This window comes from Aquimarina sp. MMG016, from assembly GCF_018100805.1.
GTDB lineage: Bacteria > Bacteroidota > Bacteroidia > Flavobacteriales > Flavobacteriaceae > Aquimarina.
On sequence record NZ_JAGJEA010000001.1, the window covers coordinates 337,382 to 358,731 of the forward strand.

At 36.0% G+C, this 21,350-nt stretch carries 16 protein-coding genes; 9 read left to right on the plus strand and 7 right to left on the minus strand.

All coding sequences use genetic code 11. The annotated features are described in order from the left end of the window. Window positions 1-57: 57 nt before the first annotated feature. From J8M14_RS01390 to J8M14_RS01430, 9 genes are all read left to right on the plus strand, one after another. Window positions 58-1,845, plus strand: coding sequence for a phage baseplate assembly protein V (locus tag J8M14_RS01390; protein ID WP_211072554.1), 1,788 nt, complete (start codon window positions 58-60; stop codon window positions 1,843-1,845). Between the two features lie 6 nt (window positions 1,846-1,851). After that, complete coding sequence (locus J8M14_RS01395; protein WP_211072555.1) at window positions 1,852-3,210, plus strand: hypothetical protein; 1,359 nt, start codon at window positions 1,852-1,854, stop codon at window positions 3,208-3,210. A gap of 3 nt (window positions 3,211-3,213) precedes the next feature. Next, window positions 3,214-7,410 carry a DUF6531 domain-containing protein gene (locus J8M14_RS01400; RefSeq protein WP_211072556.1) on the plus strand — a complete coding sequence of 1,399 codons (4,197 nt, stop codon included), beginning with the start codon at window positions 3,214-3,216 and terminating at the stop codon, window positions 7,408-7,410. Further along, on the plus strand, window positions 7,401-8,003 hold the full coding sequence (locus tag J8M14_RS01405) for a hypothetical protein (protein ID WP_211072557.1): 603 nt from the start codon (window positions 7,401-7,403) through the stop codon (window positions 8,001-8,003). Before J8M14_RS01400 ends, J8M14_RS01405 begins: the two co-directional genes overlap by 10 nt. Before the next feature lie 180 nt (window positions 8,004-8,183). Further along, window positions 8,184-8,591, plus strand: a complete 408-nt coding sequence (locus tag J8M14_RS01410; RefSeq protein ID WP_211072558.1) for a hypothetical protein — start codon at window positions 8,184-8,186, stop codon at window positions 8,589-8,591. Between the two features lie 368 nt (window positions 8,592-8,959). Then, window positions 8,960-9,100: a hypothetical protein gene (locus J8M14_RS01420; protein ID WP_211072559.1), complete on the plus strand. Its 141-nt coding sequence runs from the start codon at window positions 8,960-8,962 to the stop codon at window positions 9,098-9,100. 58 nt (window positions 9,101-9,158) lie between these two features. Continuing rightward, window positions 9,159-9,854, plus strand: a complete 696-nt coding sequence (locus tag J8M14_RS01425) for a hypothetical protein (RefSeq protein ID WP_211072560.1) — start codon at window positions 9,159-9,161, stop codon at window positions 9,852-9,854. A gap of 228 nt (window positions 9,855-10,082) precedes the next feature. Next, window positions 10,083-10,214, plus strand: coding sequence for a hypothetical protein (locus tag J8M14_RS23240; RefSeq protein ID WP_282100219.1), 132 nt, complete (start codon window positions 10,083-10,085; stop codon window positions 10,212-10,214). Window positions 10,215-10,338: 124 nt separating this feature from the next. After that, window positions 10,339-10,734 (plus strand): DUF3592 domain-containing protein, encoded by a 396-nt coding sequence (locus J8M14_RS01430; protein WP_211072561.1) that lies wholly within the window; start codon window positions 10,339-10,341, stop codon window positions 10,732-10,734. Window positions 10,735-10,889: 155 nt separating this feature from the next. On the opposite strand, the gene J8M14_RS01435 is transcribed toward J8M14_RS01430, so the two are convergent. From J8M14_RS01435 to J8M14_RS01465, 7 genes are read right to left on the minus strand one after another with little or no spacing between them, the layout of a single operon-like run. Beyond that, window positions 10,890-12,704 carry a cbb3-type cytochrome c oxidase subunit I gene (locus tag J8M14_RS01435; RefSeq protein WP_211072562.1) on the minus strand — a complete coding sequence of 605 codons (1,815 nt, stop codon included), beginning with the start codon at window positions 12,702-12,704 and terminating at the stop codon, window positions 10,890-10,892. A gap of 44 nt (window positions 12,705-12,748) precedes the next feature. After that, window positions 12,749-13,825, minus strand: a complete 1,077-nt coding sequence (locus J8M14_RS01440; protein WP_211072563.1) for a cytochrome c oxidase subunit II — start codon at window positions 13,823-13,825, stop codon at window positions 12,749-12,751. 31 nt (window positions 13,826-13,856) lie between these two features. Next, window positions 13,857-15,185, minus strand: a complete 1,329-nt coding sequence (locus J8M14_RS01445) for a quinol:cytochrome C oxidoreductase (RefSeq protein ID WP_211072564.1) — start codon at window positions 15,183-15,185, stop codon at window positions 13,857-13,859. Between the two features lie 39 nt (window positions 15,186-15,224). After that, window positions 15,225-15,878 (minus strand): cytochrome c, encoded by a 654-nt coding sequence (locus J8M14_RS01450; protein WP_211072565.1) that lies wholly within the window; start codon window positions 15,876-15,878, stop codon window positions 15,225-15,227. Between the two features lie 5 nt (window positions 15,879-15,883). After that, complete coding sequence (locus tag J8M14_RS01455) at window positions 15,884-16,423, minus strand: DUF3341 domain-containing protein (protein ID WP_211072566.1); 540 nt, start codon at window positions 16,421-16,423, stop codon at window positions 15,884-15,886. Between the two features lie 4 nt (window positions 16,424-16,427). Further along, entirely contained in the window at window positions 16,428-18,170 is a 1,743-nt protein-coding gene (nrfD, locus tag J8M14_RS01460) for an NrfD/PsrC family molybdoenzyme membrane anchor subunit (protein WP_211072977.1), read from the minus strand. A 34-nt stretch (window positions 18,171-18,204) separates the two neighbouring features. After that, window positions 18,205-21,321, minus strand: coding sequence for a TAT-variant-translocated molybdopterin oxidoreductase (locus tag J8M14_RS01465; RefSeq protein ID WP_211072567.1), 3,117 nt, complete (start codon window positions 21,319-21,321; stop codon window positions 18,205-18,207). Window positions 21,322-21,350: the final 29 nt, after the last annotated feature.

The window sequence follows — 21,350 nt, forward strand, 5'->3', positions numbered from 1 at the left end:
TTAATGCAATGGTGTTTATGATTAAGTTATTAAAACATATAAAAATATATAGAGATTATGGCTCTTCAATCCAACACACAAATATTTATAGAAGGCAATCCAATTCACGCTTATAAGCGTTTAACTCTGCACCAAGAGATTAATTCACACCATACTCTTGAGTTAGTGTGCAGAATGGATGTCTTGGAAAAAACTTCAGGAGAAGTTGCTTCAGAAAGTAAAAATTTCTTAGGTAAGATTATTACGCTTAAAGTTTCTTCTCTGGATGGAGCTTCGGGCTATAAAGAATTAGAGTTCAAAGGCATTGTGACTTCCGTAAACAATACCAAAGGATTCCATCAACAAGGTGGAGACTTGATATCTATTAAGGCACATAGCCCTAGTATTATTGCTGATGATGGTCCACATTATGATTCTCATAGCGATGTGGGGTTATCAGAGATACTAAATAAAACATTTCAGGGATATGATCAGTCTAAATTAGAGACTTCTTTTAGTCCTCAAAACAAAGAAACGTTGCACTATAGTGTACAACATAACGAAAGTGCTTATAAATATGCTAGTAGACTAGCTGCTCAGTACAGTGAATGGTTTTTTTATGATGGAAAAGCACTGGTATTTGGTAAACCGGAGGATGGCGAAGCTACTCAATTGAGTTATGGTCACGATTTACAGGAATTTTCACTAGACCTTAATCCAAGTCCTAATAACTTTAAATATTTCACCAACGATTACCTTACAGATGAGCAACATGAGATGGCTACTTCTGCTGTAAACTCTGGAGTTAATGGATATAATGGTTTTACTAGTGAGCGAAGCATGAGTATTTTTGCTAAAGAAACTGCTGTATATGTAAATGCTTATTATGATCCACAACTTAAAAAGAGGTTAGATAAGCACGTAGAACAGCAAAAGAAAGCAGAAGAAATTAAGCAAGTTCATATTAATGGCAAGAGTGATAATCCAGGAGTTAATCTTGGGCAAGTAGTAAAAATCAAAGGAGAAAATTCTGATTACGGTAGTTTTAGAATTATAAAAGTTTCTCATACCTCTACAGAAAATGGGAAATATCAAAATCGTTTTGTGGGAGTAACCGCAGACCTTGATGTATATCCTAATACGGATATCATGGCTTATCCAAAAAGTGAATCTCAAGTAGCTACAGTAATGGATAATGCAGATCCAGAAGGTATTAGCAGAATAAAAGTTCAGTTTCCTTGGCAAAAAGCGACTGGAGAAATGACTCCGTGGTTACGTGTACTCACGCCTCATGCAGGAGGCGGCAAAGGATTTCAATTCACTCCAGAAAAAGATGAGGAAGTTATTGTTGGCTTCGAAGGTGGTAATGCCGAGCGTCCTTATGTGATGGGAGCATTCTATACCGGAGGTAGCAATGCAGGAGATTGGAAATCAGAAAAGAATGATACAAAAGCGATAAAAACTCGAAGTGGTCATACTATTTCACTCTCAGATGCTGATGGAAAAGAAAGTATTACCATTACGGATAGTAGTGGTAATTCTATAGTCTTGGATACGGCAAAATCTGAGTTAACCATAAGTGCTCCCGAAAAAATTAATATTGCATCAAAAGAAATCAATATTAATGCTGAAGAAACTGTAAACATTGATGGTAAGAACAATGTAAATGTAACTTCTAAAGAAATACTAAATGACGGAAGCTCTAAAGTTACTGTAAACAGCAAAGCTAAAGTAGAAGTTGGAGCACCGAGCACGTTAATTGAAGGAAAAACCGAACTAAAATTAAAGAGTACCGGAATGACTGATATTGATGGTACAGCCATGACAAATGTAAAAGGAGGATTATTGAATCTTAATTGCGGTTAATACATTATGAACAACGAGCATAATCCCATAGCGCAATTGGTGACTAAAATTCAGCAAAAATGGATAGATGAAGTAAGCCCTCACCATCATATACAACTGGTACGATGGTTAATAAAACCTGATCAGGCTAGATTATATGAAGGCTTTCTAAGACTAGAGTCTACACCAAATGGAGGACTCCCGGACGTACCCATTGTATTACTTACAGCTTTTGAAGACAAAGAGACGCATAGCAAAAATCTAATACAGGATTGGATCACACATTTCAAGAAAGATGAAAAACTTCAAAAAGATCTGGCGGCTAGGAATCTAAAATTCAACTGGGATGTTACGACTTATGAACAGAAGGTAGACTCAGAAGAAGATCATGATATATTATTATTAGAAATGCTGAATGCTTTTCAAAAAACTATGCCTAATCCACAATTACCTTTGGCATTATCATTATACCCTTATTCTATTGCAGAAACTAGAAGTTACGAAAAGTGGATTCATCATATGATCGAACTTGGGTTGCCTGATAAAGTAAGAATTATGTTTTTTGATTATGTAGAAGAACGTCATTTTGATCAACTCATAAAAACTCATAGTGACATAGCTAAAACATTAGCTGTTCCATTGGACTTGCACGGAGCAATTAATAAAATAGCTGCTGCCGGGGATCCTAATGATCCAGAAGTACAGTTTAGACAATGTATGATCGAGATGTCTAAGAGCGTTACCAAAAAAAATCTGAATAGATTACATCTATGGGGTAAAAAAGGATTACTAGTGACACAAAAATCAGGTAGTAAATCTGCCTTTGCTACAGCTCATGTTGTGTATGCCGGAATGCTTTTTAGTTTCAAAGAATATAAAGCTATTGAGGAATTACTGCAAAAGGGAATGGCAATTGCCAAACAAGGATTACTAACCGGTGATGAAACCTGTAAGCCTATCATTATACAGAATTATGGATTTCAAGCCAGTTGCAAGCAACTACAAAAAGAAAAAGAAGTAGCTGCAGACCTATTTTGTAAGCAGGCAGATGTAGCTATAGAATATGGATTAGGTCCTCAAGCATTATCAGCCTGGTGGTTAGGATACAACGTGATTAAGAAACGAGATCGAAAAAGATATCAGGATATAGTAACCAAATCATATCAATATGGAACGACATTAGCTCCAGAGATGATTAAATCTACCTGTATGGCTTATATAGCTGCTGATTATTATAATTTCTGTGAAAAAGAGAGAAAGCAAGACGAATGCGATGCGACACATACGTTTATGTCCGAGGTTGAAGGTACTGAATGGAGAGAAAATGTAGAAGCTCACCGTAAAGAAATGGAGAAAAAAAGTCTATCAATTTTAAACTGGTTCTAGGATATGTTATTAGCAAGCAAACATTTTACCCCTGTTTTAGGAATCGATATACACATTGTAATCATACCACCTGGTGTTCCAGTACCCATACCGCATCCATATATAGGTATGGTAGTAGATCCAATGGATTATGTTCCTATTATAGGATCTACAGTGAATGTCAATAATGTACCTAAGGGTAATAGCGGTACTGCTGGTATGATAGGTACAGTTATTCATATCCCAATGGGAGGACCATTTGCCATGGCACCCATGATTGGTCACGATTCAATGAACTTTTTTGGAAGTACCAAAGTAAGTGCAGAAGATGCATACTTTACCCCTGCTGGATATATGACCATGACTTGTAATGATATCGGAATGCCTTTATCATTAACTCCGGGTAAAAAAATGAAACCGATCCCAAGTTTATATTTACCCTCTTCTATGAGTGTCCCTTTACCCATGGGTAAACCTGTTAATGTTGGTGGCCCATATGCTCCGGATTTGATGGGTATGTTGATGGCACTAGTTATGTCGTATGGTTTTGGCGCGTTAATGAAAGGTGCTGGAAAAGGGCTAACAAAACTTAATCATAAAGTATTAAAGAAATTTCCTGCTACAGAAGGCCTAAGTAAAAAAATGTGTAAGATGGGCTTCGAACCAGTAGATCTTGTTACTGGCCGCATGGTATATGAAGGGCTTGATTTTAGCATTCCAGGACAAATACCTATTCGCTGGGAACGTAATTGGTATTCAGACTCCGGTTATGAAGGTATGATGGGACATGGTATGCATTGTAATTATGATTTGGCATTACATATAGATTATGATGAAGACACTATCGTAATGCGTTTACCAGATGGAAGAATTACTTCTTTCCCATTATTAGTGGTAGAAAATGAATCCTCATATAATAGAACCGAAAAACTAACACTTACCTTTATCGATGGTAACACCTATGAGGTAACCGATCACCAATCTCAGCAAACCTATACCTTTACTAAATATACTGATACACTTTACAAACCAACCTCCTTAAGCAATCCCGAAGGTTTCAAAATTCAGTTTGTATACAATGCAGTATATCAATTAGAACAAATTATTGATACTGTTGGCAGAGTAATCGATTTAGCATTAGACGAAGAAAATCACATTACCAAAGTTACTGCTACGCATTGTGGGGAAACCCGTACTATGGTAGAATATGCATACAATAAAGACGGTGACCTGATTGAAATTATTGATGCATTGGGTGAGGCAACCATCATGGAATACGAAAACCACCTTATGATCAAAAAAACAGATCGTAATGGTCAGGCATTTTACTGGAAATATGACGGAAAAACTACTGGGGCCAAATGTATAGAAACCTGGGGAGATGGAGGCATTCTGTCCGGATCTATAGAATATAACAAAGGCTATAATGTGGTTACTAACTCTTTAGGACAAGAAAGCACCTATTATTTTAATAATCAAAATCTTTGTACTCAGGTTACAGATCCTATGGGTGGGCATATTTTTCATGAATATACACCCTATATGGAAAATTATAGAGATATTGATGAAGAAGGTAATATCACAGGATATAGTTATGACGAACGCGGTAACCTAACAGGGCTTCATCAACCTGATGGATCAGTGATCGGCTTTGTATATGACGAAAAAGACAGATTGGTATTGACCAAAGATCCGACAGGAGGGTCGGTAGTGCGTACTTTTGATCAGGATAGACTACACGCCGTGATTGGATTAGATGGAGGTGTTACTTCTTTTGAGTACAATGATGAAGGGTTGATTGGCCAAGTACGAGACAATGCAGGGAATATAACCTTACTGTCTTATGATGAAGATCATAATCTAGATTCTTTAATATTACCCAATGGTGCAGAATCCAGGTGGAAATATGATTTATGGGGTCGATGCTTATATACACAAAATGCAGAAAATCATCAACAACATTTCTTTTATGATGAACTAGATCGTATTCATCAGATACGACAGGCAGATAATAATCTTATTAAGCTAAAATATAATGCCTACGATGAGGTTACTCAGACTATAGATCAAAAAAACAGAGAAGTCAATTTTGAGTACACTCCAATGGGAAGTTTGAAGATGCGTGAGGAAAAAGGCAGAAAAGTATTCTTCCAATATGACACTGAAGAACAACTGAATACCATTACCAATGAACACGAGGAGTTTTATCGTTTTTCTCGTAATAATAAGGGTGAGATTATTAGAGAAATTGGTTTTGACGGGCTAACCAGAAAATATGATCGAGACCTTGCAGGAAAAGTACTTAGGGTCAATCGACCGGATGATAAATATACCGAATACGAATATGACCTTAACGGAAGAATAACTCGTGCCGAACATAGCGATGGTACCTGGGAAACCTATAGCTATGATCAAAACGGCAACCTGATCGAAGCGATAAACGAAAACAGTAAAGTCCATCTGGTACGAGATGAAGCCGGGCGTATCATTGCCGAAAACCAGGATGGTCATATCGTGGAAAGCGAATACGACACTTTAAGTAATCGTATTAAAGTAACCAGTAGCCTAGGAGCCGATATTGATTTTACTAGAAATAAGCTTGGATTAATTCAAGAAGTAAATGCAACAAGTTCACTCCTTGAGGAGGGTCAGGGAGGTGTTAATAACAAAATCTGGTCTGCACAATTCTCATACAACAGCCTCGGTATGGAAGTCGAACGCGTCCTACCAGGTGGGGTGATCAATCAAATCGAATATGATCAAGCCGGTAGGCCTATACAACATAAAGTAACGGCTGGTAACCGCGAAATGCGTCACCGCACCTACAACTGGAATGTAAATGACCGACTGACCAAAATGGTTGATGAATTAACCAGGGGGACTGTAAATTATAGTTACGATAGCTTTAATAACTTGGCTGGTGCCAGATATGAGAATAAACAGTTTGATTATAAACTCCCAGATGAAGTAGGTAATTTATACAGAACCGAAGGTAAAGGAGACCGAAAATATGGAACTGGAGGGCAATTGCAAGAAGCTGACGGAAACAAGTTTAAATATGATGACGAAGGGAACCTGATTACCAAAATCACTACCAAAGGTAATTGGGATTATGAGTGGCATGGTAACGGAATGTTGAAATCCGTAACCGACCCTAAAAACAAAACAACTGAGTTCGAATACGACGCACTCGGCAGAAGAACTGCCAAGATAAACCTTATAAAAAGCTTCTCCCTTTCGCAAGGGGAGATGTCCGCCAGTGGCGGACAGAGGGGTTTAATCACTCGCTTCGTTTGGGACGGCAATGTACCAGTACACGAATGGAGTTATGACCTAAAAGATAGACCAGAACTCGTAGTAGATGAATTTGGTATGCTAAAAGAAAGCAAACCAGAACCGATTGAAAACCTGATTACCTGGGTATTTGATGAAGGTACTTTTAAACCGGCTGCTAAAATAACCGAAAATGAAACGTACTCTATCATTACTGATCACTTAGGTACACCGGTTGAGATGTATAACTCCAAAGGTGAAAAAACCTGGCAAGTAGAGTATGATATTTACGGAAAAGTACGTAAGTTAGCTAAAGGTTCATTGGCAGATTGTCCTTTTAGATATCAGGGGCAGTATGAAGATATAGAGATTGGATTGTATTATAATAGGTTTAGGTATTACTCGCCTGACGAGGGCATTTATATATCTCAGGATCCTGTAAAATTTAAAGGTGGCGATAGATTTTACAGTTATGTTCATGATACAAATACTTGGGTGGATGTTAAAGGATTATGGGGAGATGGTTTTATGAATGGCGCAAGTGCAAAAATTACTGCAGGAGATAATTCGCAAGTCTTTAATAGTTCACCGTCTGGACATGCCGAAATGAATGGATTAAATTCTTTTGCTGATGCTGGAAAATTAGCTGGACAAGATGTAGTAATAAGTGATGTCGTAGGTGATTTCAATCCAGGTGGCACAAAACCTGTGGGAGTTTGTACAAATTGCAGAGGTAATATGTTCGATGTTTTACAGAAAGGTGGTGCCAATAGTGTTACTATACCTGTAACAAAAAGCAACCAAGTAACTGGTCATATTACAATTCAATCTGATAAATTTGGCATAGCTCAGGCTGAAATAGATGCAATAAGAAGTGGTCCTGGAAACAATAAAACAAAATCCGATGCCGCTTGGGATGTATTAAAAAAACATGGAACATGCAGTTAAAAAAAATTAAACCTAAAGAATCTTCTATTAGGTATAATCCTAAGATTAATGAATTAACATTTGTCTCAGAATTGAAATTCTCTTTTAATAAAGAAAAAGAAGAATTTCAATTAGATCAAAACCCCAATGGAGAACCAAGTTTAGTCATAATAGATGAAATAAGAACTGAAGATAATTTTGAAAAATTAATTATTCAGGCGAATTACAGAAATAAGAATACTGAATTTACTTTAAACAGTGATAAATATTATGATCGTATTATTTATGAAACTTTAGTAGATTTTAACAAGGACAATTTTAATATTACTTCCGATGAAGATAAAATAGAAATGATTTTTACATCGGGAAATATTTCTAAAATTTATTGTTATAAATATGAAGGTTACAATCTAAAAGAATCACTCTCCATAATTTCTGAAGACAACAAACTATTTCTAATAAAACAAAACCCTTGGAGTAAAAATGAAATATTAAGTCTTGAAATCAATCAAAATCAGATAATCTGTACACTGAAAAGTGAAACTTATAAATATGTATTAGAAGTACAACCATTCATTAAAGACTTAATCAAAAAACTTATTAATAAAGGATAGCTAATACTCCTTTTACACATCAAGGGCAGTATGAGAATACATAAACTGGGTTGTGTATTATAATAGGTTTAGATATTACTCGCCAACGAGGGTATATATATTAGCCGAGATCCTATAAAACTTAGTGGTGGTGACAATCTTTATACTTATACCAAAAATGTAAACTTATTAACTGATATAATGGGTTTAACTCCTCTCGATCAAGGAGGGTTCTCAGTTTATGGGTTATTTGAAGAAGGTGCCAAAGAACCTTATTTTGTAGGTATATCCAATAATACTGATGTACGTGAAGGACAACACATTGACACTGAAAGAATCAGAGATGGAGATAGTATGCAATTATTAGATACAAATACCGATATGACATATGCAGAAGCTAGAGGAAAAGAACAACATCTAATAGAAAAACACGGAACAAAAACGGCAACAATAGGTCAAGATTTATCCGAAGATGAACTAACAGCTAAACAAAGAGGAAACAAAGTTAATTCTTTCGATAAAACCCGTACCGATGCAAGAGGTAAAAAGTTTAAGGCAGAATATGATAAGGCTAAAGGAAAAGGTAAATCTAAAATCAAATGTAAGTAATGAATAAATTAGCTAATTTAACCATTGGGGAGATTTATGCAATTCCTCTGTTTTTATCAGAAGAAAAAGACACAAAAAGTTTTTCACGAAACAAATTTACTGACTAAGGAAAAGAGTTTGCATTTTGCAGGATTATAGATGACCTCAAAGGAGGAGGAATACTGATAGAAGTCTTTGATCATATAGGAGTATTAAATGAACCTTTATCAGATATTTTAAAATCTAATCGCTTGTTTCCTCCAATATCAGCATCTGGTTTAGGAATTGGTAAAAAAAGGTAGAAAAAAATTCACCAGCAAGAAAATTATGATAAGGAAAAAGATTCTAAATATTCAGAAATAATTCTAGTTGCAGGCACATATGATGATTTGAGTTTGTGGAAAGGAGGTAATACTGTTGGAAGTATTTCAGAAGTTGAAGCAGAAAAATACGAGAAGTGGAAAGTTTGGCGTGCATCTCAACTAGAAAAGCGCATTATTAAAGAGTTGTTTGGAGAATTAGCTAGTTAAATAGAATAAGTTAAGTTAATTTCTAAGCTATATTTAGAATAAAGACTATTCAATTTTTATGGCAAAAAGAGCAACACCTTGGAAAGAAGGTAAAGTGATTAGTATTGAAACACGTAAAGGAACATTTGTATTAGCACAGATGTTGAAAGAACCATTTATACGATTTTATAAGGCTTTTCGTGAAGATGAAGATTGGGAAAAAATAAACGTTGGTATTTTTGATACATTATTTGTAAATGCAGTAACTAGACAATTTCTAAAATCCAGTAATATTACTGTAATTAAAGATGCTATCCCTGATCTAAAAAGAGAGGATTCTGACGTATGGATACACCAAAAAAGTGGAAATAGAAAAGTAAAAGTATGGGAAGGAACAAAACAAGAAATTGAGTTTCTTATATTAGGAGGTGAAGCTGGAGGTTCGTTAGTTAAAAAAGACCTTTGGTGGAGCCCAACACCTGAGATGCGAACTAGACCACACCCTAGTGGTGTTATTGATTCTGTTATCTTAGAAAGTATAGAATTAAATGCCGATAATACTATTGATAATAATGAATTGACAAACTTATCAGTTTATCCTACCTTAAATGAAAGACTTTATCTATGCTATTTATTAAACAAAAATGTTGACCCTTATAAAGACTTAGTTTTTAATAGAGAAATACCAGAAGATTATAAAATAGCAATTGAGTTTATGTCATCAGGAAGCGATGAGGAAAAAAAAGAAAAAATCTTGGACACCTATTTTAGATAAAATTTATGCCAATAGTCGATAATAAGATTTAACCACTCTACAGAGAACGATTTTCTATTTATACGTCAATCTAGCTTTAAAATTTCTTAAAAAAGTATCAATCACAGTAAATAATATTATGAATGTTTTTTGGATCTAGTGTTTCTATCTTCCTAACGCCTAATAGTTTTCTTATCATACAAAGCTAAGATTATAAAAGATGAAACCTACTCTATCATAACGAATTACTTGAGTACTCCCGTAGAAATGTATGATAGTGTTGGTATTAAAGCCTGGACAGTAGAATATGATATTTATGAGAGCGGAGCGTTAAAAAAAGGTCTGGTAGACCTTTTTAGCGAACTAGCCAGGCTGCTATGATGGATTTTTTCGTAAGTTGGCTAAAGGTTCATTCGCAGATTGTCCGTTTCGATACCAAGGGCAGTATGAGGATTTTCTATTTTAATAAGGTTATAGTATATTTAAACATACCAATAATCATCTTATGAAAACATTTAAAACCTATCTTTCTTTACTTCTTCTTAGCTTTTCAATAGTATCTTATACACAAGAACCAACTGCAGAATATATTGAAACTGAAGCCACCATTACAGAAATAAATTTTAAAGTACGTAGTCGCCGATCTTCTGCAACTGCTACTGTGGATTATGTAACCAAAGAGGGAGATAGTTTATCTAGTACTGTAAAGCTATTTCACATACCCTTTATTGGCCCTTTAAATAACGAAGGAGACAAAATTACGGTTTTATACAACAAAGCCACACCTTTGATCTTAACTACGTCTAAAACGTCTTTTATTCAATCCTATGGATTATATCTCCTTATTGCAATGGGACTTCTTATTTTTGTTTATCGATTTATAAAGAGGTCTAAAAAATAAGTAGGATTCAAAAAAAAACAAAGAACTACTTCAGTTAGCGCTATACAAATCTTAGTTTATATCTAAAATAACCTCTCTAACCTTAGAGATTATAAAAACATAAAGCCTTTTCGTGATGAAAAGGCTTCTGTTATATAAATAATTTACATTCTATATTAATGATGCATTTCTTCTTCTCCGTCTTGTAGTGGTGTTATTTGAGAGACAAAATCTTGTCCTGGGATCACATATTCACCATCTTCTCTAGTCTTACTATAATCATATGCCCATCTGTGTACGTGAGGGATATCTCCAGGCCAGTTACCGTGCATATGCTCTACTGGGGTTGTCCACTCCATAGTATTAGATTTCCAAGGGTTTTGAGTTGCTTTCTTTCCATAGAAAATAGAGCTGATAAAGTTATATAAAAACACCAATTGAGCTGCTGCTGTTATCAAAGCAAAAACGGTAATCAACACATTGGTATCTGCTAAATCATCAAAATATGGAAAATTAGAATTTGTATAATATCTACGTGGTAAACCTGCCATACCAATAAAGTGCATTGGGAAGAAAACCCCATACGCTCCAATTGCAGTTACCCAGAAATGTATATATCCCAGATTCTTGTTCATCATTTTACCATACATCTTAGGGAACCAGTGATAAACACCCGCAAATAAACCATATAATGCAGAAATACCCATCACCAAGTGGAAGTGAGCCACTACAAAATATGTATCGTGTACATTAATATCCAGGGTACTATCTCCAAGGATAATTCCTGTAAGACCTCCTGTGATGAATGTCGAAACCAAACCTATAGAGAATAACATCGCAGGATTAAGCTGAAGATTACCTTTCCAGAGGGTGGTTATATAGTTAAACGCCTTTACTGCGGATGGTATTGCGATCAATAAAGTAGTAAACGTAAATACCGATCCTAAGAATGGATTCATCCCTGAAATAAACATATGGTGACCCCATACTATTGTAGATAAAAATGCAATTGCTAAAATCGATGCAACCATCGCTCGATAACCAAATATTGGTTTACGTGCATTCGTTGCTATAATCTCTGAAGTTATACCAAGAGCAGGTAACAATACAATATATACTTCTGGGTGCCCAAGGAACCAAAATAAATGCTCAAATAATACTGGAGAACCTCCTTGGTTATGTAGTACTTCTCCTTGGATATAGATATCGCTCAGGTAGAATGAGGTACCAAAACTTCTATCCATTATTAACAACAATGCTGCTGATAATAATACCGGGAAGGAAACAATACCAATGATTGCAGTTACAAAAAATGCCCAAATCGTTAATGGTAAACGAGTCATTGACATTCCTTTTGTTCTAAGGTTAATTACTGTTACTACATAGTTCAAAGAACCTAATAATGATGAAGCAATAAAAATTGCCATAGAAACAAGCCAAAGCGTCATCCCCATACCTGAACCTCCAATAGCCTGAGGTAATGCACTTAACGGAGGATAAATTGTCCAACCTGCAGATGCTGGTCCTGCCTCCGCAAATAGAGACAACACCATAATCACACTACTCAAAAAGAATAGCCAGTAGGATACCATATTTAAAAACCCAGAAGCCATATCTCTGGCTCCAATCTGCAAAGGAATTAATAGATTACTAAACGTACCACTTAATCCGGCTGTAAGTACAAAGAATACCATAATAGTACCATGAATCGTTACTAATGCAAGATAGATACTAGGATCCATAACCCCATCGGCACCAAACTTACCTAATAGTACTTCATATATTGTAAATTTATGATCAGGCCACGCCAATTGCATTCTAAATAATAAAGACATTGCAATCCCTATTATTCCCATAATCAAACCAGTTATTAAGTACTGTTTGGAAATCATTTTATGATCCTGACTAAAGATATATTTTGTTATAAATGTCTCTTTATGATGTCCGTGATCGTCGTGGGCGTGATCATCTGCGTGTGCTATTGCTGACATATCGCTATTTCTTTTTTAATATAATATATTAATCTTTCTTTCTCTTAATTACTTGCCTGAGCTGATAATTGCTCTCCAAACGTTGGTTGTTGTTTTAACCAAGCATTATAATCTTCTTCAGACTCCACAATTATTTTCATTTGCATATTATAATGTGAAGCTCCACATATCTTATTACATAACAAGTAATAATCAAATGTATATTCTTCTAATGCTTCATCTCCTGCAGCAACTAACTTTTTACTTTTCTCTTTTCTTATCTTATTAATCGTAGCCACCTTTTCTACCATAAACTCACTGTTTCTCATATGTTCAGAAGTCATTGTTGGTGTATAAGAGAATTCTGTAATCATACCTGGTACTACATTCATCTGAGCTCTAAAGAAAGGCATATATGCAGAATGCAAAATATCCTGAGATCTCATCTTAAAGATTACTTTTCTATTTACTGGTAAATGTAATTCATTTACAATTTTATCATCTTTACCATAACTATCAGAAACATCAAGACCTAAAGTATTGATCCCTTCTATAAAGCGTACATTGGCTTTACCAAGTTCATTATCTGCTCCAGAATATCTTGCTCTCCAATCGAACTGGTATGCATATAACTCTATAATCAATGGATCACCTTCTTCTTCATCAATATTCATAATATCTGACCAAGTAAATAAACCATAGATTATTAATCCTGCCAAAACAATTACAGGAATAATAGTCCAGATAAATTCTAACTTATCGTTATCAGCAAAAAATAATGCTTTATTTTCTTTCTTCCCTCTATACTTATAAGAAAAATAGTGTAGTAATCCCTGGGTAATGATCTGAACAATAAAAATCAAGACCATAGAGATAAACATCAATTGATCATAGTCATATCCGTGTTCAGAAGCAGATTCAGGTAAGAAGAAGCTTCTATATTGAACAAAACAATATATGGTTAATAAGTAAATGAATATTACAAAGCCAAGCATTAACTTACCGTGTAAGTTATTATCCTTGTCATTAGCTACTTGAGAGTTATCTGCACCGTTTAATTCTGACAATCTCAAAATTTTTGACATTTGCCATAACGTAATTCCAAAAAGCGCTATAACTACTATGGTTAAGAATACAGTCATTTTTATCTATCTTCTTTTATACAATTCTAAATTAATAATGGAAATGTTTACTTTCCTCTAAATATGGGTTTCCTTTAGCTAACAAAGGAGCTTTGGTCAATGCCGTAAATACTACAAACAAGAATAATCCTAAGAATAATAATACCGCGCTTATTTCACTTAAACCAATAAACCAAGATTCTCCAACAGTAGCCGGCATCACCATATTAAATATATCAATATAGTGACCACAAAGGATTATAATACCTGACATAACTACAAACCAGTTTACACGTTTGAAATCGCTATTCATCAATACTAATAATGGGAATATAAAATTCATTACCAGCATACCAAAGAATGGCAACTTATAGTCTTCAATTCGTGTAATGAAATATGTTACTTCTTCAGGAATATTAGAATACCAGATTAGCATAAACTGTGAAAACCAAAGGTAAGTCCAGAAAATACTTATCCCGAACATGAACTTAGCCAAATCGTGAATATGACTATTATTTACGAAATCCATATATCCCTTAGATTTTAGGTAAATAGTCATTAAGGCGATTACAGTAATACCTGACACAAACAAACTTGCGAACACATACCACCCAAATAATGTACTGAACCAGTGTGGATCAAAACTCATAATCCAATCCCAAGACATCATAGATTCTGTATAGATAAAGAACACTAGGAATGCTGCTGACCATTTGAAACTTTTCTTATACCACTTGTTTCCTTCTGAATCTTCATCCTGCTTTCTTGAGAACTTTACAGCAAAGTGACGGTAAAATAACCAACCTCCTAAAAAGATAGCTGCTCTGATCATCAATCCAGTTCCGTTCAACCATCCTGATTTACCTTGTATCAATTTATCGTGAGCTACCACTTCTGGATCTGCCCATACAAACAAATGGTTTACATGGAATCCTGATAAGGCAAGTATAACAAACATAATGATTCCTCCTGGAACCAAATATGCTGTAATGGCTTCCATTACTCTAAAAAGCACAGGAGACCATCCCGCTTGCGATGCAAATTGAATTGCATAGAACGCCAAAACCCCTAACGCGATCATAAAAAAGAAAAATGCCGCCACATATAATGAAGCCCAAGGCTTATTCTGCAATTGATGCAAAGTATGCTCATAATGTGCATCACCTCCGTGAGCATCATCAGCATGTTCTCCTCCATGCTCGGCTTCAGCTTTTGCGTGTGAATCTCCATGACCACCTCCGTGCGCATCATGCGCTGCCATCATCTCTTTTACTTCTTCTACGGATTTTGGTGTAGAAAGGAAACCATATATAAGTCCTATTCCTCCTACAATCATAAGAATGAAAGAAAATAATCTTAATCTATTTGATAGCGTATACATATCTTAATAATATCGTTATTCTTAACTTTTAACTATGCACTAGTGTGCGTTATCGTGTTGTTCTGTTGATTCTTGATGTTCTTCTTCAACCTTGGTTTCTACAACGGCTAGGTCTGCATCAATACGAGGAGTTTTACCTTCTAGATCCGCCTTTAGCTTTTCAACATATTGTACAATTTGCCATCTTTCGTGCTCGCTTGTTTGAGCAGCATAAGATCCCATAGAGTTAATTCCGTAGTACATTACATGATAAATACTTCCTTCTGTAATGGCTCTACCTATATCATCATAACTTGGTACCCCAAGAATTTTTTCTCTCTGTACTAAAGTACCTTTACCATCTCCTTTGGTTCCGTGACAGATCGCACAATAGATATCATATAATGCCTTTCCTGCCTCTTCATTTTCTTTAGTATATTTAATGGAGTTCTTAAGAGAATCTTTGGCCATCTGATAACCTTCTGCAGAGTTTTCAAGCTCATATGGCATCCATCCTCTTGGTATAGAACCTTCTGCAGGCAACATAGCTTCCTGACCTGTTTCACCAAATACTCCGTATTCTCCGTAAGTTTCATAACCAACAGATTCATACATATTAGGCATAAACTGATAGTTAGGTTTCGCATCATCCTGACATGAAACAACACTAATAATCACTATTGCCGTTGCTAATATTTTTATAGTAGTCTTCATTATTACTAATGGTTATCGTCTTCCTTATCTATTACTTTAATTTCTACTGCTCCAGTACCTCCTAAGAAGTTCGTCAACTGATCTACATCGTGACTTCCAGCATCAACCTCCATTAAGAAATGGTCGTCCGTAGTTCTTACATCAGGATTTTCTGCTTCTTTGAATGGCCACAACTTACTTCTCATATAAAAAGTGATTACCATTAAGTGAGCCGCAAAAAACACCGTAAGCTCAAACATAATTGGTACGAAAGCAGGCATATTCTCGATATAGCTAAAACTTGGTTTACCACCAATGTTTTGAGGCCAATCCTCTATCATAATGAAATTCATCATTAAGATTGCTACTGTCAATCCTACACAACCATACATAAAAGCAGTAATTGCCAAACGTGTATGCGGTAGCCCCATAGCTTTATCAAGTCCGTGTACTGGAAAAGGTGTATATATCTCTTCTATCTGATAATGCTCTGAACGAACTTTCTTTACAGCGTCCATCAGGACATCATCATCTATATATAATGCATGTATAACTTTTGATGCCATACTTCTAGTTATTTTTAAGTTTATCTGCCTGACCAGCCCAGTCGTCACGTTGTGCTCTACCAGGGAATGATCCGGTTATACTATCTAATAAATCGTACTCTGTTTTGGTCATTTTACTCACCTGATCGAATGTAAAGATTCCGATCCCATTCAGCTTCTCTTCCATTTTAGGACCAATACCATTAACTTGCTTCAAGTCATCTGCAGTTTGGGTATTGGGATCAAAGGTTCCTATATTACCAAGTAGATTACTTATACTTTCCTTACTATCTTCAGCCTTAGCCTCAGTTTTCTCTGCAGGAGCTTCAGCTTCTTCTTTGGTTACTTCAGCTTTTACCTTTGGTAATTCATCTCTATGATCTATTCCTGCCTCTCTTAGCTTCTTATACTTCTCTCCAGAAGATTTTAGAATTGTTTTAACTTCTGCTTGTGCAATCACTGGGAATGTACGTGCATATAATAAGAATAATACAAAGAAAAACCCTATAGTACCAATGAAAATTCCGATATCAACAAATGTTGGAGAGAACATCGTCCAAGATGATGGTAAGTAATCTCTGTGAAGTGAAGTCACAATAATTACAAAACGCTCAAACCACATCCCTATATTCACAACTATCGAAATAATAAAAGAGAACATAATACTTCTTCTCAACTTAGGGAACCACATAAACTGTGGAGAGAATACATTACAAGACATCATTGCCCAATATGCCCACCAGTAAGGACCAGTTGCTCTGTTTAAGAATGCATACTGTTCATACTCTACTCCTGAGTACCAGGCTATAAACAACTCGGTAATATACGCAACTCCAACAATAGAACCTGTAATCATAATTACAATGTTCATTAATTCTATATGTTGAATCGTAATATAGTTTTCTAGATTAGATACCTTTCTCATAATGATAAGAAGGGTATTTACCATTGCAAACCCTGAAAAAATTGCCCCCGCAACGAAATACGGTGGAAAGATAGTAGTATGCCATCCAGGAATTACCGATGTAGCAAAGTCAAAGGATACAATAGTATGTACAGAAAGTACTAGTGGTGTTGCCAAACCTGCAAGTACTAAAGAAACCTCTTCAAAACGTTGCCAGTCTTTTGCTCTACCACTCCATCCAAAAGAAAGGATACTATAAATTCTTTTTGTAAAAGGAGTAATTGCACGGTCTCTAATCATTGCAAAATCAGGTAATAATCCCGTCCACCAGAATACTAATGAAACTGATAGATACGTAGAGATTGCAAATACATCCCAAAGAAGTGGAGAATTAAAGTTTACCCACAATGACCCAAACTGGTTTGGTATCGGTAATACCCAATACGCTAACCAAGGACGTCCCATGTGAATGATTGGGAATAAACCTGCCTGGATAACAGAAAAGATGGTCATCGCCTCTGCAGATCGGTTAATCGCCATTCTCCATTTTTGACGGAATAACAATAGTACAGCAGAAATCAAGGTTCCTGCGTGACCGATACCTACCCACCATACAAAGTTGGTGATATCCCAGGCCCATCCTACTGTTTTATTTAATCCCCAGACTCCAATACCTGTGGATACTGTGTATATTATACAACCTATCCCCCAAAGGAAAGCAATAAGCGCGATGGAAAATACAATCCACCAAGATTTATTTGCTTTACCTTCAACCGGCGCTGCAACATCCACCGTTACATCGTGGTATGTTTTATCTCCGGTAACTAAAGGTTTTCTTATAGGTGCTTCGTAATGAGACATAATCCTTTATAATTGAATTGATTCTTTATTTAGTTAATTAGGCTTCTGTAGTATTTCTTACTTTAGTTTGGTACATCACATTTGGCTTAGTACCTACGTGCTCTAGTAAGTGATACATACGATTATCTTTTGTAAGCTTAGCTACTTTACTATCCTTATCGTTGATATCTCCAAATACCATTGCTCCGGATGAACAAGCTGCTGAACAAGCTGTCTGGAATTCACCATCTTTTACTGGTCTTCCATCTCTCTTAGCATCCAAAATAGTCTTCTGAGTCATCTGGATACACATAGAACATTTTTCCATTACTCCTCTGGAGCGTACAGTAACATCAGGATTAATTACCATTCGACCTAAGTCATTATTCATATGATAATCAAACTCATCATTATTACTATATAAGAACCAGTTGAATCTACGTACTTTATATGGACAGTTATTTGCACAATATCTTGTACCTACACAACGGTTATAAGCCATGTGGTTTTGCCCTTGCCTACCGTGAGATGTAGCTGCCACTGGACATACAGTCTCACAAGGAGCGTGATTACAGTGCTGACACATTACCGGTTGGAATACTACTTGTGGATTATCAGATGGGTTTTCCATCTCACCAAACTCTGACAAAGAGCTTCCTAATCCTGCAATATTATCTTTCTTCTCATTATCGCTTGCAAAACTATCTTCTGAAGAGTAATAACGGTCAATTCTTAACCAATGCATATCACGAGATCTGCGAACTTCTGATTTACCAACCACAGGAACATTGTTCTCTGCATGACAAGCAATCACACAAGCACCACATCCTGTACAGGCATTTAAGTCAATCGAAAGATTAAAGTGATGCCCAATTGAACGATCAAACTCATCCCAAAGATCAACCTCTGGAGAAGTTACTTCATATTCTATATGATTTTTAGATACTTCAGGAATTGCATTCCATTCGTGATGATCTTTAGTATTAAAAATCTCTAATGTCGTTTCCTTAACAATATCTCCACGCCCCATCAGCGTGTTATGTAACTGAACACAAGCAAATTCGTGTGTTCCTTCTGCAGCTTCTACAGAAACATTCTGTACTGCATTTAGGTTTTGATATAAAGGATACGCATTAACACCTACCTGCATTTCTTCTTTTAACCCTTGTGTCTTACCATATCCTAATGCTAATCCAACAGAACCCTGAGCCTGACCAGGTTGAATAATTACCGGGGCAACTACTTCTGCTCCATTTACAGTAACTTTTGCATAGCTTCCGTTTAAAGCGCCATTCGCTACATTTTCATTAGTTAGTCCTAACTGCTCTGCATCTGCTTTAGAAACTGTTAGATAATTATCCCAAGAAGCTCTGGAAATAGGGTCCGGCATTTCCTGCAACCAAGGGTTATTGGCTTGCTGACCATCTCCCATTGCAGTCTTAGTATATAATGTAAGCTCTAACCCGCTTGATTTTGCAGTAGACAATCTTCTTGCTGCTGCTCCAACATTTGGTCCTGCTGATGCTGAAGTTCCTTCTTCTATCTGATCTCCTTCTGGAGCTGCAATTGCTTCTACTAACTCTTCCTTAGGAAGTGCAGGAGTTACTAACACCCCATCATGAAGCGCTTGGCTCCACGAAGTACCTCCAAGAATACCTGTCCAGGTACTCTTTATATAATCATGATACGTTGATGAATTTCCATTCCACTTCAGTAAAGTATCCTGAAATTGACGTGTATTAAATAAAGGTCTTATTGTAGGCTGTGTTAAACTATAGCTTCCTTTCTTAAACTCTACATCACCCCAAGACTCAAGGTAATGAGGAGTAGTTGCTACATAATTACATAATGAAGTAGTCTCATCATTATGTGAACTAAACGCTAAAGAAATACCAACTTTTTCCAGTCCGGTTTTAAATTCTGAAGCATTTGGTAATGAATATGCAGGATTTACACCAGCGATCAACAGACCTCCAACTTTTCCTGCATTCATATCTTTTACTAATTGAGCAACCGCCTTAGCATCACCCTGACGGATTTTGCGAGGTGTATTCTCATTAAATGCTTTACTATTGATATGCTTATTAATAGCTAAAACTACTAATTGAGCATCTACATCCTGAATACCTGAAACAACAACTGCATTGCTTCCTGCTTTTTGGATTTGCTTTGCAGCTTTTACTACCTCAGCATCTAATTCAGGAGTTAGTGAACTTTTAGAACCTGAACCTGTTACATAAGCATATAATGCAGCTAATATTTGTTTTTGCTCAGATGGTTTTACAGGAACTCTTTTATCTGCATTAGCACCAGCCAAAGACATATTTGCTTCGAACTGAATGTGCTTAGACATTTTTCCGTTCTTAGGGATACGACCAGTTGCATAACCTCCATCATATCCTCCACCTTGCCAGTCTCCTAAAAAGTCTGCACCAACACTAACAATAGTGTTTACTTTAGCAAAATCATAATCTGCAAGTGCTCTTTCTCCATACATCATCTGGTATGCATCCAAAGCCTCGCTATAAGAAACAGCATCATACACTACGTGTTTTACGTTTTGGTATTTTGCTTTAAATTCTGAAATTAATTTTGAAGTAGAAGGACTGGCGTATGTCTGAGTTAATAACACTAATTCTTTACCTCGGAGGTTATTCAATTGAGCAACAACCTCTTTATCCAAATCTTCCCAACTAACATCCTCACCATTTCTCTTTGGCCCTTGAAGGCGAGCACTATCATATAATGACAATACTGAAGCATGAACTCTAGCATTTGCTTCTCCATTAGAAGTTGCAAGATTATTATTCTCTACTTTAATAGGACGACCTTCTCTAGTTTTGATCAAAACACTAGCAAAATCATACCCATCCGCTATAGTAGTAGCATAGTAGTTAGCCACACCAGGAACGATTCTCTCTGGTTGCACCACATAAGGAATTGACTTTTTAACTGGTCCTTCACAAGCTGCAAGCGTAGCTGCAGCAGTACTAAAACCTACATATTTAAGAAAATCACGACGAGTAGTTGACGAACTCTCTAAAGATGATTTATCTCCTAAAAACTCATCCGTAGGGATCTCCTGAACGAATTCATTTTGTTGTAGCGTCTCAACAATAGAGCTATTTTCGTTTAGCTCTTCAACACTTTTCCAGTATTTCTTGTTTGATGACATATATAATTGATATTAGCTTCTTACTTATT